Annotated in this window: 20 protein-coding genes and 1 other RNA gene; 12 read left to right on the forward strand and 9 right to left on the reverse strand. The window is 70.6% G+C overall.

Annotated elements, in window-relative coordinates; translation table 11 throughout:
- The 5 genes from DJ70_RS17540 to DJ70_RS14990 all read left to right on the forward strand — a co-directional run.
- Window positions 1-249: hypothetical protein (locus DJ70_RS17540; RefSeq protein WP_179234074.1), on the forward strand; the 249-nt coding region annotated here is incomplete at its 5' end.
- 70 nt (window positions 250-319) lie between these two features.
- Complete coding sequence (locus DJ70_RS14975) at window positions 320-496, forward strand: protein translocase SEC61 complex subunit gamma (protein ID WP_066414288.1); 177 nt, start codon at window positions 320-322, stop codon at window positions 494-496.
- Window positions 496-948, forward strand: coding sequence for a transcription elongation factor Spt5 (locus DJ70_RS14980; RefSeq protein ID WP_066414290.1), 453 nt, complete (start codon window positions 496-498; stop codon window positions 946-948). The genes DJ70_RS14975 and DJ70_RS14980 overlap by 1 nt, the downstream gene beginning before the upstream one ends.
- 76 nt (window positions 949-1,024) lie before the next feature.
- Entirely contained in the window at window positions 1,025-1,987 is a 963-nt protein-coding gene (gene artA, locus DJ70_RS14985; protein WP_094534389.1) for an archaeosortase A, read from the forward strand.
- An 86-nt stretch (window positions 1,988-2,073) separates the two neighbouring features.
- The gene (locus tag DJ70_RS14990; RefSeq protein ID WP_245810866.1) at window positions 2,074-3,363 is read left to right on the forward strand and encodes an MgtC/SapB family protein; all 1,290 of its coding nucleotides are present in this window, start codon (window positions 2,074-2,076) and stop codon (window positions 3,361-3,363) included.
- Between the two features lie 555 nt (window positions 3,364-3,918).
- Here the strand turns inward: DJ70_RS14990 and DJ70_RS14995 are convergent.
- From DJ70_RS14995 to dph5, 3 genes are all read right to left on the reverse strand, one after another.
- Window positions 3,919-4,293: a CBS domain-containing protein gene (locus tag DJ70_RS14995; protein ID WP_094534391.1), complete on the reverse strand. Its 375-nt coding sequence runs from the start codon at window positions 4,291-4,293 to the stop codon at window positions 3,919-3,921.
- Window positions 4,294-4,358: 65 nt separating this feature from the next.
- Window positions 4,359-4,742 carry a CBS domain-containing protein gene (locus DJ70_RS15000; RefSeq protein ID WP_094534393.1) on the reverse strand — a complete coding sequence of 128 codons (384 nt, stop codon included), beginning with the start codon at window positions 4,740-4,742 and terminating at the stop codon, window positions 4,359-4,361.
- 60 nt (window positions 4,743-4,802) lie between these two features.
- Entirely contained in the window at window positions 4,803-5,597 is a 795-nt protein-coding gene (gene dph5, locus DJ70_RS15005; RefSeq protein WP_094534395.1) for a diphthine synthase, read from the reverse strand.
- Between the two features lie 242 nt (window positions 5,598-5,839).
- Here dph5 and DJ70_RS15010 point away from each other — a divergent pair, with 242 nt between their 5' ends.
- The 3 genes from DJ70_RS15010 (at window position 5,840) to lrpA1 (ending at window position 9,186) form a co-directional block, all read left to right on the forward strand.
- Window positions 5,840-7,735: a 2-oxoacid:acceptor oxidoreductase subunit alpha gene (locus tag DJ70_RS15010; protein WP_094534397.1), complete on the forward strand. Its 1,896-nt coding sequence runs from the start codon at window positions 5,840-5,842 to the stop codon at window positions 7,733-7,735.
- A gap of 3 nt (window positions 7,736-7,738) precedes the next feature.
- Window positions 7,739-8,677, forward strand: a complete 939-nt coding sequence (locus DJ70_RS15015; RefSeq protein WP_094534399.1) for a thiamine pyrophosphate-dependent enzyme — start codon at window positions 7,739-7,741, stop codon at window positions 8,675-8,677.
- A gap of 80 nt (window positions 8,678-8,757) precedes the next feature.
- Window positions 8,758-9,186 carry an HTH-type transcriptional regulator LrpA1 gene (gene lrpA1, locus DJ70_RS15020; RefSeq protein ID WP_094534401.1) on the forward strand — a complete coding sequence of 143 codons (429 nt, stop codon included), beginning with the start codon at window positions 8,758-8,760 and terminating at the stop codon, window positions 9,184-9,186.
- Window positions 9,187-9,237: 51 nt separating this feature from the next.
- Here the strand turns inward: lrpA1 and DJ70_RS15025 are convergent, their stop codons facing one another.
- A complete protein-coding gene (locus tag DJ70_RS15025) occupies window positions 9,238-9,708 on the reverse strand; it encodes a GNAT family N-acetyltransferase (RefSeq protein WP_094534403.1) in 471 nt (156 codons plus the stop codon).
- A 122-nt stretch (window positions 9,709-9,830) separates the two neighbouring features.
- Entirely contained in the window at window positions 9,831-12,983 is a 3,153-nt protein-coding gene (ileS, locus tag DJ70_RS15030; protein WP_094534405.1) for an isoleucine--tRNA ligase, read from the reverse strand.
- A gap of 102 nt (window positions 12,984-13,085) precedes the next feature.
- On the opposite strand from ileS, the gene DJ70_RS15035 reads away from it, so the two are divergent.
- Entirely contained in the window at window positions 13,086-13,361 is a 276-nt protein-coding gene (locus DJ70_RS15035) for a hypothetical protein (protein ID WP_094534407.1), read from the forward strand.
- 77 nt (window positions 13,362-13,438) lie between these two features.
- Here DJ70_RS15035 and cobT read toward each other — a convergent pair whose 3' ends face one another.
- Together cobT and DJ70_RS15045 are read right to left on the reverse strand one after the other, a co-directional pair.
- Window positions 13,439-14,611, reverse strand: a complete 1,173-nt coding sequence (gene cobT / locus DJ70_RS15040) for a nicotinate-nucleotide--dimethylbenzimidazole phosphoribosyltransferase (protein WP_218827815.1) — start codon at window positions 14,609-14,611, stop codon at window positions 13,439-13,441.
- A 2-nt stretch (window positions 14,612-14,613) separates the two neighbouring features.
- Window positions 14,614-15,072, reverse strand: a complete 459-nt coding sequence (locus DJ70_RS15045) for a hypothetical protein (protein ID WP_094534409.1) — start codon at window positions 15,070-15,072, stop codon at window positions 14,614-14,616.
- Between the two features lie 143 nt (window positions 15,073-15,215).
- On the opposite strand from DJ70_RS15045, the gene DJ70_RS15050 reads away from it, so the two are divergent.
- A complete protein-coding gene (locus tag DJ70_RS15050) occupies window positions 15,216-15,623 on the forward strand; it encodes a DUF7548 family protein (protein ID WP_094534411.1) in 408 nt (135 codons plus the stop codon).
- 58 nt (window positions 15,624-15,681) lie between these two features.
- Window positions 15,682-15,990: signal recognition particle sRNA (gene ffs, locus DJ70_RS15055), an RNA gene on the forward strand.
- A 108-nt stretch (window positions 15,991-16,098) separates the two neighbouring features.
- Here the strand turns inward: ffs and DJ70_RS15060 are convergent.
- A complete protein-coding gene (locus DJ70_RS15060) occupies window positions 16,099-17,718 on the reverse strand; it encodes a tryptophan--tRNA ligase (RefSeq protein ID WP_094534413.1) in 1,620 nt (539 codons plus the stop codon).
- A gap of 153 nt (window positions 17,719-17,871) precedes the next feature.
- On the opposite strand from DJ70_RS15060, the gene DJ70_RS15065 reads away from it, so the two are divergent.
- Entirely contained in the window at window positions 17,872-18,303 is a 432-nt protein-coding gene (locus tag DJ70_RS15065; protein ID WP_094534415.1) for a universal stress protein, read from the forward strand.
- Window positions 18,304-18,334: 31 nt separating this feature from the next.
- Here the strand turns inward: DJ70_RS15065 and DJ70_RS15070 are convergent, their stop codons facing one another.
- Window positions 18,335-19,495, reverse strand: coding sequence for an inorganic phosphate transporter (locus tag DJ70_RS15070; RefSeq protein ID WP_094534505.1), 1,161 nt, complete (start codon window positions 19,493-19,495; stop codon window positions 18,335-18,337).
- Window positions 19,496-19,555: the final 60 nt, after the last annotated feature.

Here is a 19,555-nt window from a genome sequence, read left to right on the forward strand (position 1 = left end):
CCCGGCGACCCCGACGACTCCCCGTCCGTCGACGAGCCGCGGCTCGAGACCGATCGCGGCCTGCCGGGGTTCGTCGACGCCTCGCTTCTCGCGTTCGCCGCGACCCTCCTCGCGCTCGTCGTTCTCGGCGCGGCGACCGGTGACCCGGTCACCTGGAACGACGCGCCGGGGACCCTCTCGAACGCCCTGACGGCGGCCGGCGTCGTCGGCGGGGTCCGGTGGGTCGCGGAGCGGGGAGACGGACAGTGAGGGGGAGGGTGCTCGTCCGGCGGCCCGCATCAAAAGGTAAAAACCGTCCCGTCACGAACTCGCTCGTAACATGGACGTCCCGTACGACCTCAACAGCTACATCCGCGTGTTGAAGCTGGCGAGCACGCCGAGCACCGACGAGTTCCTCCAGGTGTCGAAGATCGCCGGTGCCGGGATCCTGCTCATCGGCTTCCTCGGCTTCCTGATGTTCGCGATCATGAGCCTCCTGCCGGGGGTCGGCGCGTAATGCCGATCTTCTCGGTCAAGACGACCGCCCGCCAGGAGCGGACCGTCGCGGACATGCTCGCCGAAAAGGAGATGCCGGAGATCCAGGCGGTCATCGCCCCCGACCAGCTCACGAGCTACGTGATGGTCGAGGCGTCGGACGGCAGCGTCTTCGCCCGGATCCTCGACGAGATCCCCCACGCCCGCGGCGTCATCCAGGGCTCCGACGGCCCCGCGGAGAGTCCCTTCTCGGAGGTCGAACACTTCCTCTCGCCGACCCCGGACGTGGAGGGGATCGCCGAGGGCGACATCGTCGAGCTCATCGCCGGCCCGTTCAAGGGCGAGAAGGCCCGCGTCCAGCGCATCGACGAGGGGAAAGACCAGGTGACCGTCGAGCTGTACGAGGCGACCGTCCCCATCCCGGTGACGGTCCGTGGCGACCAGATCCGCGTGCTCGACAGCGAGGAGCGATAACTCCCCACGGCGGCGGCGTAACGCGGATCGCCGACAACGACAAGGGCTTTATTCGACGACCACCGACCCTGCCTACATGTTCGGTTCCGGCGTTCCCGCGATCCTGAGCGTGGTCCCCGACACGTTCACGTTCGCGTGGATCGTCGCGGTCCTCTTCGCGGCCGCCTGGCTGCTCGACGCCCGCGGGTACGCGGCGGGACGGGCGCTGGCGGCGGGCACGTGGGGACTGTTCGGGCTGTTCTGGCTGACGACGGTGCCGTACTTCGCGTTCGAACACCAGAGCTACGTCGAGTCGATCCTCGCGCTCGTCGGCGTCCCCGCCTGCCTCTACGTCGGCTACCTGCTGTACGACGGGCGGGCGTCGCTGTTCACGCTCACGCGGGCCGTCTCGATCATGCTGTTCATCTACCTGCCGTTCGAGACGATCCCGGCGTTCACGCTCGCCGGCGTGGCGGTCCCGGAGCCCCGGCGGATCCTCATCGAGATCGTCGCGAACCACACCGGCGCGATGATCGACCTCCTCGGATACGCCCCCGAGCGCGTGACGAGCTACGAGGGGTACGACGCGGCCTTCGGGTGGACGCTCGCGGACGGCCACCGCATGCGGATCAACGTCGTGTTGGCGTGTACGGGCCTCGGCAGCATGGCGATCTTCGGCGGGCTCGTCGCCGCCGTGGAGGGGCCGCTCGACCGGAAGATCCGGGCGCTCGCGGTCTCGATCCCGCTCATCTACGTGCTCAACATCCTCCGGACGACGTTCATCACGATCGTCGCCGGCAACCAGTACATGCAGTGGCAGCCGGAGCTGGTGTTGGCGATGTTCGGCGCGACGAATCCGTATCGCGTCTCGTTTCTGGTCTCCGACCGGATCATCAGCCAGCTGCTCGCGGTCGTCGCGCTGATCGGGATCACCTACCTCGTCGCCAGACAGCTCCCCGAGCTCGTCGTCATCCTCGAGGACGTGCTTTACGTGCTCACCGGCGAGGAACACGACCTCACGGAGGCGCTCGACCTTCCGCGCGAGCCGACGAACCGGTGACCCCGGAGGTGACGAGGGATGCGACCCGCGCGGGACGACTTCGACGACTTCGACGATCGCGCCGGCCGCGACGGGGGTGACCGGCCGTGACGGGCGGCGCGATCGTCTCGAACGTCGGCACGATCGCCTCGACCGTCGGCGTCGATCCCCTGATCTACCTGGAGACGAACGTCGCCAAGCTGGTGTTGGCGACGCTTCTGGGGATGTTCCTCGGGCTCGAACGCGAGTGGTCACAGAAGTCGGCGGGGATCCGGACGTTCGCGCTCGTCAGCCTGGTCGCGGCGGTGTTCTCGGTCGCGGACGAGCCGGGGCTGCTCGTCGTCGGCGGCGCGTTGATCGTCGCCAGCGCGGTCCTCCTGGCGGTCCGGAGCTTCGTCGAGCCGGACGTCGAGGGGCTGTCGCTCACCACCTCGGTCTCGATGCTCGTCGCCTACGGGGTGGGCGTCCTCGTCGCGGCGGACCTCTTTCTGGAGGCGGTGACGGTGGCGGTGCTCTCCTCGTTCCTGCTCGTGTTGAAACGCGAGCTCCACCAGTTCGCGTGGGGGCTCTCCCGCGAGGAGGTGCGTAGCGCCGTCGAGTTCACCATCCTCGCGTTCGTCGTCTTCCCGATCCTGCCGGCGGAGACGATCGACCCGTGGGGGGCCGTCCAGCCGCGGCTGGTCTGGTCGCTCGTCGTCGCGATAAGCGCGATCGGCTTCGTCAACTACGTGCTCGTCAAGGAGTATCAGGGCCGCGGCTACGCCGTCACGGGCTTTTTCGGCGGGCTCGTGAACTCCACCGCGGTCGTCGCCGAGATGGCCAAGCGCGCCGCCGGCCGAAGCGACCTCCTCGACATCGCCGTCGGCTCGATCCTGCTCGCGAACGCGGCGATGGCGCTGCGGAACGCGGCGCTCGTCGTCGTCTTCGTCCCCGAGGCCGCGCTCGCCGTCGGCGCGCCCCTCGGCGCGATCACGCTCGCCGGCGTCGGGCTCGCGCTCTGGCGGAGCGACTGGCGGACCGGCGTGGAGGCCGAACTCACCTCCCCGTTCAGTCTGCGGAACGCGCTCTCGTTCGGCGGGCTGTTCCTCGTCGTGCTCCTCGTCTCCGCCGGGGCCGAGCGGGCGTTCGGCGCGACCGGCTTCGTCGCCACCGCCTTCCTCGCGGGGCTCGTCTCCTCGGGGACGGCGACGACGACCGCGGTCTCGCTCCTGGGCACCGGGCAGGTCACGGTCGACACCGCGGTCGCGGGGATCGTCGCCGGGACGGTCTCGAGCATCCTCGTGAAGACCGCCTTCGCCGCGAGCGTCGGCCGTGACCTCGTCCGGCCGGTACTGATCTGGAACCTGGTGCTCATCGCCGTCGGGCTGGCGGTCGGCGTGCCGCTGCTGTCGCTTTGAACGGAGCGAGTGGAGGCGGGCGTTCGATCGAACCCTCTTTCGTACGTCCGTTGCGCCACGAGACGGTCGCTAGAATCCGGTTGCTTATAGAACGGGTGTTTCGTGTGTGATCGGGGTGATGAGAACAGGGTCGTTGCTGGCGCGGTGACCGTCGTCAAAACCCCAGTCGCTCGATATTCCGTCGTTGCTGACGGGGTGAACGTGACTGCGGTGAACACCCTCCAAAGCCCCAGCCGCGAGGACTCGATGCGCTCGTTGCGGTCCTCGCTCAGTCGCTACGCTCCTTCGCTGCGGTCCTTACGTCGCGCGTCTTCGTCCTCGCGACTGCCCCTTTGAGTCCCACCCCGCACAGCACCACCACCGCACCTCATACCTCCCCAGCCTCGCGGCTCCTTTCAGTCGCCGCGTCCCTCGCGAGCGGTTCGCGCCCTCCGGGCGCTCACCGGCGCGCCACCGCAATCGCTCGTTGCTTCGGCTGTACTGACCGAACCGGGAGCGAATCGACGCCGCTGGCGTGTTCGAAGCGGGCGGAACCGGGCGTCGCGCCCTCGGCTTTTACGACAGGTGCGCGGTCACGTCGGTCGAGGAGATCATCCCGACGTAGTCGTCGTCGACCACCGGGAGGTGTTTCACGCCGTACATCGTCATCATGGCGGCGACCTCCTCCATCAGCAGGTCCGGGGTCACGGTCTCGACGTCCTCGGTCATCACGTCGCGGACGAGCGTCTCCTCGGTGTCCTTTCCCGCCGCTACGGCGCCGATGATGTCGCTCTGAGTGACGATACAGCCGCTGCCGGCGGTGACGACGAGCGCGCTGATGTCGCCCTCGCTCATGCGGCGGGCGGCCTCGCGGATCGGTTCGTCGCCGCCGATCGTCTCCAGCGGCGTCGACATGACCTCGCTGACGCGGGTGCGATCGTGTAAGTCCATACCACACCTCGTCCGTGGGGCGTGTTGGGTCTTCCGGATGGCGCAAGGGGTCGCTCCTTGGAAGACTACCGCCCGGCGAGGTGTTCCGTGAGGTCGGTCGCCGACAGCATCCCGACCACGACCCCGTCGTCGTCGGTCACCGGGAGGTGGCTGTACTCGCCGTCGGCCAGATCCGCGAGCGCCTCGACCGAGTCGTCCTCGGACGCGGTGACGACGTCGGCGGTCATACACTCGCCGACGAGCGTCTCGTCGTGCGGGTCGTTCTCGCGGACGAGCCGCACGAAGTCCCACCCGGTGAGCAGCCCCTCGAGGCGGCCCGCCTCGTCGACGACGAGGATCGAGTTCACGTTCGTCTCCAGCATGCGGTCGGCCGCCTCCGCCGCGGTGGCGTCGGCGCCGACGGTCACGAGCGTCGTCGACATGAGCCGACCGACGGGTACGTTAGTCATGTGCCACGCTGACGCGTCCCACGATAATTAATCGTGAGGGTCGCGGCCCCCGCGGGTCGCTCACTCGAGGATCGACTCCGGCGCGCCGGCCAGCCCGACGAGCGCCTCCGCCTCGACGTGGTGGAGGTCGCCGGGGATCACGAGCAGGTGGAGCGGGTCGCCGAACTCGCGGCCGGCGAGCGCCGAGAGTCGGTCCGCGGCGACGACCGCGTTCGGCGAGCCGGCGCGAGCGACGACGACCGCGAGCGCGTCGCGCCAGCCGTCGGCGAGCAGGCCCGCCGCGTAGTCGGCGGTCATGTACTCCTCGTGGTCGGGGTCGGGGCCCGACGGGCCGGTTCCAACCTTGATGTCGAGGTAGACGACGGTGTGGAGCCCGCGCTCGCGGTTCGCCTCGATCGTCTCGCGTACGCTTCCCGGCACGTCGTCGCCGCCGTGGGCGTACGGGAACGGGAGCGTCACGGCCTTCCCGAAGCGGTAGTTCTGGAGCCCGGTGAGACTCGAGGCGGCCGACTGGGCGGTGACGCCGTGGATCACTCGCGTCTCGATCCCCCGTTCTTCGGCCCGGAGGCGGAGGTCCGTGTGCGTCGTCGAGATCATGGTGTCGCCGGCGGTGAGGAAGGCCGCGTCGCCGGCCTCCGCGGCCGCGAGGATCGGCTCCGGGTCGCGCTCGACCCCCTCCCGGTCGCGCACCTCGATATCGACGTCGTGGGCCGCCTCGAGGTCCGCGACGTCCGCGCCGACCAGCCGGCTGGTGTAGAACTCCGCGAAGACGCGGTCCGCCGACCGGAGCGCCTCGCGCCCCTCGACGGTGATCGAGCGCTCGTCGTAGAGGCCGAGTCCGATGAACGTGAGCATACCGCCGTTCGGCGGAGGACGGTCTAAAAGGGCGCGGACCGCCGCCGCCCGGCCGCCGAACGCGAGCGCCTCCGGCTCGACGCTCGGGCTCCACGCCTGATCACGGAACTCCCGTACGCGCCGTCGAGGGACCCTCGCTCCGGGGATCGTTCATGATCGTTTCATGTGAATCCATAGCAAACCCTAAGAGGTGACCGACACAACGTTGCGTTACTGGGCCTTACCGGGCCAAGATCCACGATATGACTGATCAAGAACTCATCTGGCGGATATCGGGAGGATCCGGCGACGGGATCGCTTCCACCAGCCAGAACTTCGCGAAGGCCCTGATGCGATCGGGGCTGAACGTGTTCACACACCGGCACTATCCGTCCCGGATCCGTGGCGGGCACACGTACACGGAGATCCGCGCGGCGTCGGGGCCGGTCGAGTCCCGCGGCGACGGCTACAACTTCCTCCTGGCGCTCGGCGACTCCTTCGCCCGCAACCCGCAGGAGGGCGCCGTCTACGGGAACGAGGAGATCAAGCCGCTCTCCGAGAACCTCGACGAGCTCCGCGAGGGCGGGGTCATCGTCTACGACGAGGGCCTCCTCGACCCCTCGGAGATCCCGAACTTCGACGAGCGCGTCGAGGAGAACGACTGGCACGTCTTCCCGCTCGACCTCCGCGGACTCGCCCGCGACATGGGTCGAGAGGTGATGCGCAACACCGCCGGCGTCGGCGCGACCTGCGCGCTGATCGGCATGGAGCTCGATCACGTCGAGGACCTGATGCGCGACGCGATGCCCGAGAAGATCCTCGACCCCAACCTCGAGATCCTCGAGACCGCCTACGACCAGGTCCGCGAGGAGTACGACGTCGACGACGTCGACGTGTCGGTCCCGACCGGCGAACACGAGGAGACGCAGCTCCTCATGTCCGGCTCGGACGCCATCGCGTACGGCGCGATCGACGAGGGATGCCGCTTCATCGCGGGCTATCCCATGACGCCGTGGACGGAAGTGTTCACGATCATGACCCAGAACCTGCCCGAGCTCGGCGGGATCTCGGAGCAGGTCGAAGACGAGATCGCGGCGGCCGCGCTGGCGGTGGGGGCCTCCCACGCCGGCGTCAAGGCGATGTCGGGCTCCTCGGGCGGCGGCTTCGCGCTCATGTCCGAGCCGCTCGGGCTCGCCGAGATGACGGAGACGCCGCTCGTGCTCGTCGAGGCGATGCGTGCCGGTCCCTCGACCGGGATGCCGACGAAGCCGGAGCAGTCCGACCTCGAGCACGTCCTGTACACCTCCCAGGGCGACTCCCAGCGGGTCGTCTTAGCCCCCGGCACGGTCGAGGAGGCGTACGAGCAGTCCCGGCTCGCCTTTCGGCTCGCCTACGAGTACCAGATCCCGACGATCCTCCTGTACGACCAGAAGCTCGGCGGGGAGCTGAAGAACGTCCCCAAGAGCCACTTCGACCGCGAGCCGAACCCGACGCTCGGGAAGACGCTCACCGAGGAGGAGCTCGCCGAGCAGCCCCACTCGGCGGACGGGAAGTTCCACCGCTTCCAGCACGACGTCGAGGACGGCGTCACGCCGCGGTCGATCCCCGGCCAGAAGGGCGGTCGTTACCTCGCGACCGGCAACGAGCACGACCCGACGGGCCACATCAGCGAGTCGCCCGACAACCGCGTCGCACAGATCGACCGGCGGACCCAGAAGCTCGAGGCGATCCGCGCGGATCTGGACACCGTGGACACGAGCTCGTACGCCGGCCCCGCCGACGCCGAGTACGGGGTCCTCACCTTCGGGAGCCAGCAGGGGACCGTCGAGGAGGCCGTCGGGCGACTCAACGACGCCGGCGTCTCGGTGAAGTCGCTCGGCGTCTCCGACATGCTCCCGTTCCCGACCGAGGAGGTCGAGGCGTTCATCGAGAGCGTTGAGGAGGTCCTCGTCGTCGAGATGACCGCCTCTGGACAGTTCCGCGGCCTCGTCCAGAAGAACCTCGGCCGGTACGGGGAGAAGCTGTCGAGCCTCCTGAAGTATAACGGGAACCCGTTCGAGCCGGCCGAGGTCGTCGACGGCTTCGAGGCGGCGATCGTCGAGGGCGACGGCGACGCGTCCGGCCATCAGACCACCTTCGTCCCAGCAGCAGGTGATTAACCCATGAGCACGTTTTCAGCCATCGGAGAGGAACGCGAGATCGACCGCGACGAGTACACGCCCGGCGTCGAGCCGCAGCCGACGTGGTGTCCGGGCTGTGGCGACTTCAGCGTCCTGAAGGCGCTGAAACAGGCGCTTCCCGAGGTCGGCCGCACGCCCGAGGAGACGCTGCTCTGTACCGGGATCGGCTGTTCGGGGAAGCTGAACAGCTACCTCGACACGTACGGCTTCCACACGATCCACGGGCGCTCGCTGCCCGTGGCCCGCGCCGCGAAGCTCGCGAACCCCGATCTGGAGGTGATCGCCGCCGGCGGCGACGGCGACGGCTACGGGATCGGCGGGAACCACTTCATCCACACGGCTCGGGAGAACCACGACATGACCTACATCGTGTTCAACAACGAGATCTTCGGGCTCACGAAGGGCCAGACCTCGCCGACGAGCCCGAAGGGTCACAAGTCGAAGACCCAGCCACACGGAAGCGCCAAGGAGCCGCTCAAGCCGCTCTCGATGTCGCTCAACGCCGGGGCCTCCTACGTCGCCCGGACGGCCGCGGTCAACCCGAACCAGGCGAAGGAGATCCTCATCGAGGCGATCGAACACGACGGGTTCGCCCACGTCGACTTCCTGACGCAGTGTCCGACCTGGAACAAGGACGCCCGCCAGTACGTCCCGTACATCGACGTCAACGACTCCGACGACTACGACTTCGACAGGACCGACCGCGTCGAGGCCGCGGAGATGATGCGGACGACGGAGGAGGCGCTGTACGACGGCGAGGTGCTCACCGGCCGCTTCTACGTCGACGAGGACCGGCCCTCCTACGGCCAGGAGAAGCGCCAGATCGGCGAGATGCCCGAGGAGCCGCTGGCCGAGCGCTACTGGGACGACGACTACGAGTGGGAGCGCTCGTACGACCGGTTCATCGACAAACACGAGTAGCCCCGCCGGCCCGGTTCGGCGTTTCGCCTCCCGTTTTCGGGTTCGCAAGGTATTTTTTCCGTGGTGACAAAGAAGCTCGTATGGGTACCGTATCGACGGAAGAGCGCATCCTCTCGGTGTTGGAGGAGGACGCACAGGCCTCCTGCGGGGAGATCGCCGAGCGGGCGGACGTCTCGAAGCCAACGGTGCGAAAGTACATCGACAAGCTGGAGGAGGAGGGCGTCATCGTCGGCTACTCGGCCGACGTCGACCCGAAGAAGCTCTCGACGCAGTCGATCGCGATGGTGGGGATGGACGTGGACTCCGGCAAGTACGTCTCCGCGACCCGCGAGCTGAAGTCGCTCGACGAGGTCGAGGCGCTGTACACCTCCTCCGGCGACCACATGCTGATGGCGGAGGTGCGCGCCGCCGACGGCGACGAGCTCGGCGACGTGATCAACGACGAGCTGCTCGCCGTCGACGGCGTCACCGCCGCCCACCCCTCGTTTCTCCAGGAACGGCTGAAGTGAACGCGGGCCAGCGACACGCGGCCGCGACGGCGAGCGTCGAGCCTGCCGCGGTCACCCGAGCGCCGCGATGTCGGCCACCACTATCGCCTCGTCGCCGGCGGGACCGCGCCGCACCGCGCGCCGGTCGAAGCCGTGAGCGCGGTAGAACTCGTGGGCGCTCGGCCGGTCGTCGGGCACGCTCGCGCGGAGCGTGTCGACGCCCCGGTCGGACAGCGCCGACGCGACGCGGGAGAGCAGCTCCTCGGTGACGCCCTCTCCGACGTGTTCCGGGTGGACCCACAGCGCGAGGAGTTCGGCCTCGGGTCCCTCCTCGTCGGGGTGGGCGATCGCCACCCCGACGGGGCCGTCGTCGTCCTCCATGAGAAAACAGCACTCCGCGCCCACCGCCGCCTCCCTGACGCCGGCGGCCGAGACGTCGAGAAGCGGCGCGCCGATGTCGTCGAACACCGTCGCCTCGCGGGCGCGGGAAACCGTCGTCCGAAGCGTCTCGGCGTCGCCGGGACGCGCCGGTCGAACACGCATACCCGGACCGTGGTGAGGGGACTAGGTATACGTTTCGGGGTCGACCGAGCGACCCCGTGGCACCGACGGACGGCGATCGGGGCGGCCGCCGGAGCGCACCCACTGGAGTGCCGGACCCGAGGCTACGCGACCGGCTCGATCCCGATCGTCAGCGTCACCGCCTCGACGTCCCACTCCTCGACGAGCCCGTCGGGGCCGTCCGCGGCGTCCGCGGGGGCCTCGAGCCACGCGTCGGCGCGGACCTCCTCCGCGATCAGGTCGGCGTGCTCGTCGACGAAGCCGGCGACGCGGTCGTCGTCGACGGCGACCCCGAGCCGGACCCGTGCCTCGACGTCGAGGTCGAGGTCCTTGCGCATCTCCTGGACCCGCCGGATCACGTCGCGGGCGTACCCCTCCGACTCGATTCCGGGGGTGAGCGAGGTGTCGACGTACACGGTCCCGCCGTCGAAGTCGACGCCGGTGACGTTCTCCGGCGGCTCCGCGACGTACTCGACCATTCCCTCGTCGAGGTCGACGGGCTCGCCGTCGACCGCCACCTCGCCCCCCTCGACCGCCGTGCGGGTCGCGCCCTGGACCGCCTCCATCACCTTCTGGGCGTCGCCGCCGAAGGCGGGGCCGATGGCCGCCATCCGCGGCTCGGCGCGCTCGACCAGCTCGTCGAAGGCGTCCGTGACGTGGACCTCGCGGGCGTTGACGCGGTCGGCGATCAGGTCGGCGAGGCGGTCGACCGCGCCCGCGACCGCGTCGTCGTCGGTCTCGACGACGACCCGCGGGACGGGCCATCGGAGCTTGCGTCCGGCCTGCTGGCGGGCGTTCGCCGCGGCCTCCTCCACGTCGCGGAGGACGGACACGTCGCGTTCGAGGTCGGGGTCGCGCAGGTCGTCGTCGGGCTCGGGGTACGCGAGCTGGTGGACCGTGGTCGCCTCGCCGTCGAGCGTCCGGTACATCCGCTCGGTGAGGTAGGGCGCGATCGGCGCGAGCAGCCGGATCACCTCGTCGAGGACGGTCGCGAGCGTGGCGTAGGCCCCGCGCTTCGAGGCGGAGTCGGCCTCCTCCCACATGCGGTCGCGAACGGCCTTCACGTAGAACCGGGAGACGTCCTGGGTGACGAACTCGATCACGGCGTTGACCGCGTCGCTGACGCGGTAGTCGTCCCAGGCCGCCTCGACCTCCGTCTCCACGGACTGGAGCCGCGAGAGCACCCACCGGTCGACGAGCTCGAGCTCGCCGTCGTCGAGGGAGGCGTCGGCCGGGTCGTACCCGTCCAGCTCCATGTACTCGAGCGGGAAGCGGAACACGTTCCAGAGGATGTTGAGCTTCCCCTGGATCTCGGCGAGCCCGTCCCACTCGAACGCGAGGTCGACGCCCTGCTGATCGTGGCTGAGCAGGTACGTCCGGAGGGGGTCGCGACCGGCCCGCTCGATCGCCTCCTCGGGCGTGACGATGTTGCCGACGGATTTGGACATCTTGCGGCCGTCCTCGTCGTTGGCGAAGCCGTGCATGATCACCTCCTCGTAGGGGATCTCGCCGACCGCCGCGGTCCCCATCCCGAGCTGCGACCAGAACCAGCCGCGCGTCTGGTCGTGCGCCTCGATGATCAGGTCGGCGGGCCACAGCTCGTCGTGGGCGTCCGTCTCGCTGGGGTACCCGAGGGTGCCCCACGAGGCGACCGAGGAGTCGAGCCACACGTCGAAGACGTCCTCGACGCGGCGGTAGGTGGTCCCGTCCTCGACGATCGTGAGGTCGTCGACGGAGGGTCGGTGGAGGTCGATGGTGTCGGGGTCGACGTCCTCCTCGACGCGCTCGGCGAGCTCATCGCGGGTGCCGATCACGATCATGTCGTCGTCGAGGTCCCCGGCCTCCGCGTCCTCCGGGACCCAGATCGGGATCGGGATCCCCCAGTAGCGCTGTCGGGAGACGTTCCAGTCGGGCGCGTCCTCGATGAAGTCGCGGAAGCGGTTGTCGCGCGCCCACTCCGGGTGCCACTCCGAGGCCTCCATGTTCGCGAGGAGGTCGTCTTTCACGTCCGTGATCGAGATGAACCACTGGTCGGTGACGAGCTGGATGATCCCGGTGTCACACCGCCAGCAGTGACCGTAGCTGTGCTCGAGGGTGCCGTGGGCGAGCATGTGGCCGTCGGCGACGAGGTCGTCGATGATGTCGTCGTTGGCGTCGCGGACGAACTGCCCGGCGTACTCGCCGGCCGCGTCGGCGAACTCGCCGTTCGGGCCGACGGGACAGAATATCTCGAGGCCGAGCTCGGTGCCGCGGTGGAAGTCCTCCTCCCCGTGGCCCGGCGCGGAGTGGACGAGCCCGGTGCGGTCCGCCTCCACGTAGTCGGCGGCGTACACCTCCCCCGCGCCCTCGAAGTCGGGGTACTCCGCGAGCCGATCGGCGAGCGGGTGGTCGTACGCCCAGCCGACGAGGTCGTCGCCCGAGAGCTCCGCCGCCACCTCGTAGTCGTCGTACCGCCCCTCCCGGAGCACGTCCTCGACGCACGCCTCGGCGACGTACAGCAGCTCCTCCTCGCCGTCCGTCTCCGCGCGGACGCCGTTGTAGGTGAGATCCTCGTCGACGGCGACGAAGGTGTTCGCGGGGATCGTCCACGGCGTCGTCGTCCAGATCACGAGGCTGCCCTCCCGATCGGACAGCGGGAACTTCACGTAGACCGACGGGTCCTCGACGTCCTCGTACTCCACCTCGTTGTTCGCGAGCCCGGTCTCACACCGCGGGCACTGCGAGATGGAGCGTTTCCCCTGCTCGACGAGACCGTTCTCGGCGACGTTCGAGAACGCCCACCACGCCGCCTCCATGTACTCCGGCGAGACCGTCTCGTAGGGCTCCTCCCAGTCCATCCAGACGCCGATCGACTGGAAGTCCTCGTCCATCGCCGCCCGGTTCTCGAGGGCGAACTCCTTGCACCGCTCGATGAACGGCTCCATGCCGTACTCCTCGATGTCCCGCTTGTTCTCGAAGCCGAGCTCCTCCTCGACTTTCACCTCGATCGGGAGGCCGTGCATGTCGTAGCCCGGTCGGTCCGTGACGCGGTGGCCGGTCATCCGCTTGTGGCGGATGACGGCGTCCTTCAGCGTCTTGTTCCAGGCGGTCCCGAGGTGCATCTGCCCGGAGGTGTACGGCGGCCCGTCGACGAAGAAGAAGGGCGGGTCGTCGGCGTGTGCCTCCTTCGCCGCCTCGTAGGCGTCCGCGTCGTCCCAGTACTCCGCGACCGTCGACTCGACGTCGGCGGGCGTGTACTGGTCGTCGATCTCGTCCATATCCGTTGGTCTTCGTGCGCGTATTTGAATACGGCGGAGTCGTGGGAACGCCCGCGCGGAGACGGGACAAGAGACTTCAAGCGCGAGCCGAACCGTCACGGCATGACGGTGCCACGAACCGTGCGCGGGAACCTCGGGTACGCCCTCCTCGGCGGGCCGGCGCTCGCCGCCGTCTCGTTTCTCGCCGGCGCGCAGTTCTTCGGGACGGTCGGAGGCGTCGGAGTCGGGGTCGTGACGTACGCCCTCGGCTGGACGCTCTCCGCGCGCCGGTCGGGATCGGGGTCGACGCGGGCGGCGGACGCGGACGACGACCGGGACCGCCGCGAGCGGGAAGCCGACGCGCGAAAGGGCGGCTACGGCGGGAGCGGCGGCGGGTAGCGGACCGTTTCGCGGCCGTCGACGGCGGGCGGTCGGTCCGTTCCGGGGACGCGTACGGTCGGTACGCGACCGTCCCGCTACCGCTCGATCCCCGCCTCCGCGAACGTCGCCATCCGGTCGTGGCTCCGGCAGGCGGCGCGGTAGGTCGCGAGCGCCAGCGCCGCGCCGGAGCCCTCGCCCAGTCGGAGCCCGTGATCGAAGAGCGGCGCCAGACCGAGGGCGTCGAGCTGGACGGCGTGGCCCGGCTCGTCGCCCAGATGCGAGGGGAGCAGGTACGGCCGCACGTCCCCCGCGACCGCGACGGCGACGAGCGCGGCCGCGCCGGAGACGACGCCGTCGACGACGACCGGCGTCCGGTCGGCCGCACAGCCGATCGCGACGCCGGCGAGGAGGCCGACCTCGTAGCCGCCGACGCGCCGGAGCACCTCGACGGGGTCGACGGCGGACCCGGCCTCGGCCTCGTCGCGGTCGATCCCCCCGTCGGCGCCGACGAGGCCGTTCGTCGCGAGCGCGCGCTCCACGACCGCGACCTTGTGCGCGCGGATCTCCTCGCCGACGCCGGTCCCGTGACCGGTGATCCGCTCCGGGTCCGCCCCGGTGAGCGCCGCCGTGAGCGCGGCGGCGACCGTGGTGTTGCCGATCCCCATCTCGCCGAGCGCGACGATCCCGGCGTCCGCGAGCCGCGTTCGAGCGGTTCGGACGCCGGCCGACAGCGCCGCGACCGCGTCGGCGCGGGACATCGCCGGTCCCGCGGCGACGTCGTCCGTGCCGGGGCCGATCCGCTCGTCGACGACCTCGATCCTCCCGCCGGCCTCGACCGGCGCCCCCTCGACGCCCGCGTCGACGACGAGCGTCCCCGCGCCGACGACCTCGCTTATCGCGGAGACGGCGGCCCCGCCGGCCGCGACGTTCCGGAGCATGGCGCGGGTCACGGACTTCGGGTATGCCGAGACGCCCCGGTCGGCCACGCCGTGGTCGGCGCCGGCGACGACGACGGTCGGGTCCGCGAGCGTCGGTCGGGGGTCGCCCGTCAGCCCGGCGAGCGCGACCGCGAGGTCCTCCAGCCGGCCGAGGCTGCCGGGAGGCTTCGTCAGGTCGGCCTGTCGCTCGCGGGCCGCCTCGGCCGCCTCGGCGTCGACGTCCGGGATCGGCGGCGGCGAGAAGCCGGCCGGCGGCGAGGGATCGGGCGACGCCGTGGGGTCGGTCGGCGGCGAGGGGTCGGGCGACGCCGCGGGATCGTCCTCGGACACGGTCAGGCGTCGAAGTCCGGCAGGTCGTCGGGGGCCTCGTACTCCGACTCCCAGTCGATGTACTCCTCTTTGAGCACGTCACAGGCGACCTGGCCGAGCTCCGTGAGCCCGGCGTTGATCGCGGAGACGGAGCCCCACGAGTCGAGGTCCGCGTGGTACTCCCGCTCCTTCCAGTCCTCGGGGATGCCCGGCGCGTGGTAGCCCACGCGGTCGGCGAAGGAGTCCCAGAAGAAGTCGAACCGGGAGACCAACTCGAGGTCCTCGACTATCCGCCAGTCCGACTCGTCGAGGTTGCTGTCGGCGGCCCACTCCGTGAACGCCTCCTCCCAGGCCCCCTCGCGCAGGAACGCCGACAGCTCCTCGCGGCGGTACTCGCCGCCGGCGACCTCGGCGTCCTCGTACTCGTTCGGGTCGACGGCGGACAGCTCCGGGGGGTCCGGCGTCTCGATGTCGAGCGACATGTCCGCCCGTCCGCGCCGCGGGGCCAAAACGGTGCGGGCTCGGCGGCGGGGTCGCGTGACGGGACGCGGTCGCGTGGCGGCGACCGGACCGCCGGCCGTCCGCGATCCGGTCCTTTTACCGCGCCGACCGAGTATCCCGAGACATGACCGTTCGCGCCCGCTCCCGACAGGTCGGGATCGCCGCCGCCCTCGTCAGCGCGCTCCTGCTCGCCGTGCCGTACGCGCTCGTCTCGGGGTTCGACGCCCAGCTCGCCGGCTACTACACCGCCGGGCCGGTCGGAGCCGGCGGGGTCGCGCTGTTCGCGCTGTTGAGCGCGGTCGTGTTCGCCTCCGTCGAGCAGGGGAACGTCGATCCGGGGACGCTCGCCGGCGCGCTCGTCGTCCTCGGGGCCGCGACGACGCTGCTCTCGGCGCTCTGGTGGCTCTCGATCGAGCCGACGACGATGTTCGGCGAACACCGCTGGCTCGAGTACCACGCGGCCGCGGTGACCGTCACGTCGCTGCCGGTCCCGGTCGCCGCCGGCGTCTACGCTCGGGAACTGCTCGGGTAGTCCGCCGCTCGTCTCCCGCGAACGAAAGGCCCTTATGCGGCACCGATGTAGGACAGCCCGGACTAGGTCGGGCGGTTAGGCCCCGCTCGTCACCCGCGAGGTAGTCTTCAGCGGGGACCGAACACCGGGCGCGTCCGGATAGACCGGCGCGGGCCCCGAGAGCCAACGTGGAAGCCTCGTCCGCCGGGGACAGCGGTCCGTGGCGCCCGCTCGCAGGAGCGGTCCGTCGCGGTTCGTCGGCGACAACGGGTCAGGCGCGGAAGCGAGCAGCCCACCGCCGGACGCCCGTCGCTCGTCGGGTCGCGGGGTGGAGGAGGCAACCGGGATACCCCGTGCCGGAACGCCGGGCTAGCTCGGCCGTCCACCATTCATACCGGATCCGCAGTCGCGGAGCGGCCGTGCTCCCGTCCCCACGCTCCCGTCCGGCCGAACCGGAACGGTCGGCGTCAGATCGGCGTCGAGATCGGCGGCGTCCTCAGTGCTCGCCGCCCGTCCCGCGCCGGTCGGAGTCGAGGTCGATGTCGAGGTCCTCGAGGAGTTCCTCGGCCTCCGCGCGTTTCTCCTGGTGCTCTTCGAGGAACTCGCGCATCAGTTCGGCGGCCTGCTCCTTACAGCCGCCACAGAGCCGCTCGCCGTTCACGCACTCGGAGTACACTTCGGTGGCGAGCCCGTCGTCGTCGCCCGCGAGCAGGTAGGCGTACAGCTCGTAGACGGGGCACTCGTCGGCCTCGCCGCCCAGTTCGCGCTGCTTCTCGGCCGTGTCGCGTCCGCCGGTCGTCGCCGACCGCACCTTGTCGTAGCCGTCCTCGGGGTCGTCCAGGAGCGAGATGTGACTCGCCGGGATCGACGAGGACATCTTCCCGCCGGTGAGCCCGGTCATGAAGCGGTGGTAGATCGAGGAGGGCTGGCGGAAGCCGAAGCCGTCGTGGTCGATCTCCACCTCCCGCGCCAGCGACTCGGCCGCCTCGCGCGTCATCCCGAACGCGTCGACGTGGCCCTCGAAGACGCGCTTCTCGCCCGCTATCGCCCCGATCAGCGCCTCGAACGCCTCGTCGGTGGCGTTGCGGTCGAGGAAGCGGACACGCGGGCGGAGCGGCTCCCTGCCGCCCGCGCGGAGCTTGTCGAGCGCGCTCGCCTTTGCCTCCTCGAGGTCGACCGCCTCGGCGTCGACCTCGGGCGGCTCGTAGTCGGCGAGCCACGCGGCGGCGTCCTCACAGCGCACGTCGGAGTCGCCCGCCTCGTCGCCGGACGCGGGGTCGTCGCCGCCCGCCAGCGCGTCGTAGGCGGCCCGCACCAGCGTCCGCTCCTCGTCGTCGAGCTCGAAGCTCGCGAACGCCTCGGTCACCTTGAAGTAGCGCATCCGCGTCGCCAGGTCGCGGGTGAGCCGGACGTGCGGGTCCTGGTCGGGGCCGACCGGGATCACGGTGGGTTTCGGCTCGTCGACCAGCTGCGGGTAGAGGATGTCCGCGGTCTGGGTGACGACGCTCTGCATGTGCGAGATGTTCGTCTCGCCGTCGAAGCCGTAGATCGCCTCGAACTCCGAGAAGTTCGCCTTCGACCCCAGCTCGAAGCCGAGGTCCTGGACCGCGCGGTTGTCGGACTGCCGGTAGAGCTCGCCCTCCTCGGGATCGAACCCGAGCGCGAGAAGCGAGAGGAGGTAGCTCCGGGCGTGCTCGTCGATCTCGTCCCAGGACATCCCGCGGGCCGAGTGGGCCTCGAGGTCGGCGATCAGCCCGAACACGTCGCCGCCCCGCCGTTGGTGCCAGATCAGCTCGTCGAACACGAGCTTGTGGCCGATGTGCGGGTCGCCGGTGGGCATGAACCCCGAGAGCGCGGCGAACGGCTCGTCGTTCGCCATCGCCTCCGCGACCACGTCGTACTCGCGGTGGCCGAAGATGACGCCGCGGCGCATCAGGTAGTGGGGGTCGACCACGTCGTCGGCGACGTCGTCGAACGCCTCGATGCCGAACTCGGCGAAGAGGTCGGCGTAGTCGCCGACCGACGCCGACCCCCACGGGTCGAGCGCGACGTCCTCGCTCGGCTCGCCGTCGGCGCGCTCGGTCCCGCCGTCCGTGCGGGGGGTGTCCTCGTTCATACCTCCCCTCCCGTCGGTCGACGCAAAAACCGTTCGCTTGCGCGGGAGCGGCTCACACGCGGCCGGCGGCCGGCACGCCCGACAACCGCGGTCGCCGGCTCGAGGCCACACCCGGCTTGCGGGCTTTATGCCTCCGCCGACCGACCGTCCGGTATGAGCCCCGACCACGTGCTCGTTCCCCTGGACGGCTCGCCGCTGGCCGCGGAGGCGTTGGCACACGCGCTCGCGACCTTCGACTGCCCGGTGACGGTGTTGAACGTCGTCACCCCGCTGGACGCCGGCATGACCGAGGGCGGCGTGCTGGAGCCGGACGGGGAACGCGAGCGGGAGGCGGCAGAGCGCGCGGAGCGGCTGGTCGCGGACGCCCGCGAGCGAGCCGCCGCCGCGAACCGACCCGTCGAGACGGCGGTCGAGACCGGCGACCCGGCGGAGACGATCCTGGGGTACGTCGCGGACCACGACGTCGACCACGTCGTGATGGGCGGCCACGGCGGCGAGCGCGGCTCGATCGCCCGGCGGCTCCTGGGGACGGTCGCGAGCGCGGTCGTCGGGGAGGCCCCCGTCACGGTCACCGTCGTCCGGTGACCGGGGTGCCGGAGCCACGCGACCGCCGACCTCACGCGATCCCGAGGGTCGTCGAGAGGAGCCGGTAGAGGCCGAACCCGATCGCGACGGACGTGACGAGCGTGATCACCCAGAACCCGACCGTCACGCCGATCTTCCGCCGGGAGACGCCGGCGGACCCCGCGGCGAGCCCGCCGCCGATGACGCCCGAGATGATGATGTTGTTGAACGAGATGGGGATCCCGAGCGTGATCGCCGCCTGCGCGATGACGAACCCCGGCACGAGCGCCGCGATCGACCGCCGGAGGCCGAGCTGGGCGTACTCCCGCGAGGTCGCCTGGAGGAGCCGCGGCGCGCCCATCCACGCGCCGGCGAGGATCCCGCTCGCCCCGACGCCCATCAGGACGATCGCGGGCAACCCGAGCGCCGTCCCGTAGAGGTTCTCCAGCGGGCCGGTCGCGAGCCCCACCTGGCTGCCGCCGCTCGAGAAGGCGACGACGCTGCCGAGGGCGAGCAGGAACGTCCGGATCCCCTTCTCCACCGAGGCCCGCGTCCGGCGGCGGATGAACCGGAACCCGACGGCCGCGAACGCGAGCGTCACGAGGACGACGACGGGATCCACGCCGAACGCGGTCGGAACCGCCGTCACCCCGCCGACCGCCGCCGCGACCGCCTCGGCGACGGAGCCCTGCGCGCGCTCCGGGTGCGGGATCACGCCGAGCCGGACGTTCGCGAGGATCCCGGCGACCACGCCGGCCAACAGCGGGACGCCGACCGTGTCGGGCACGTCGTCGCGCCGCAGCAGCGTCGCCGTGAGGTACGCGAGCCCGCCGGAGACGGGCGGGACGAGCAGCCAGAACGTCCCGATCCGGCGGTAGGTGTCGAGCGCGGGGTCGCCGCCGAGCGAGAGGCCGACGCCGACCATCGCGCCCGTCGTCGCGAACGCCGCGGGGACCGGATAGCCGCTGTAGACGCCGAACGCCATGAACGACGCGGCCACGAGCAGGCCGGTCGTCGCCCCGAGCGGCGTGATCGCGACGCCGTCGATCAGGTCCGCCCCGACCGTCTCGGAGATCGCCCCGCCCTGCGTCAGCGCGCCCGCGGCGGCGAGGATCCCGATCAGGAACGCCGCGCGCATCGTCGACACCGCGTTCGCCCCGATCGCCGGCGCGAACGGCGGGGAGTTGCTGTTGGCCCCGAGCGACCAGGCCATGAACAGACACGAGACCGTCGCGAAGACGACGAGCGCCCAGAACGAGACGCCGAAGGTCAC

This window comes from Halorubrum halodurans (assembly GCF_002252985.1).
Taxonomy (GTDB): Archaea; Halobacteriota; Halobacteria; order Halobacteriales; family Haloferacaceae; genus Halorubrum; species Halorubrum halodurans.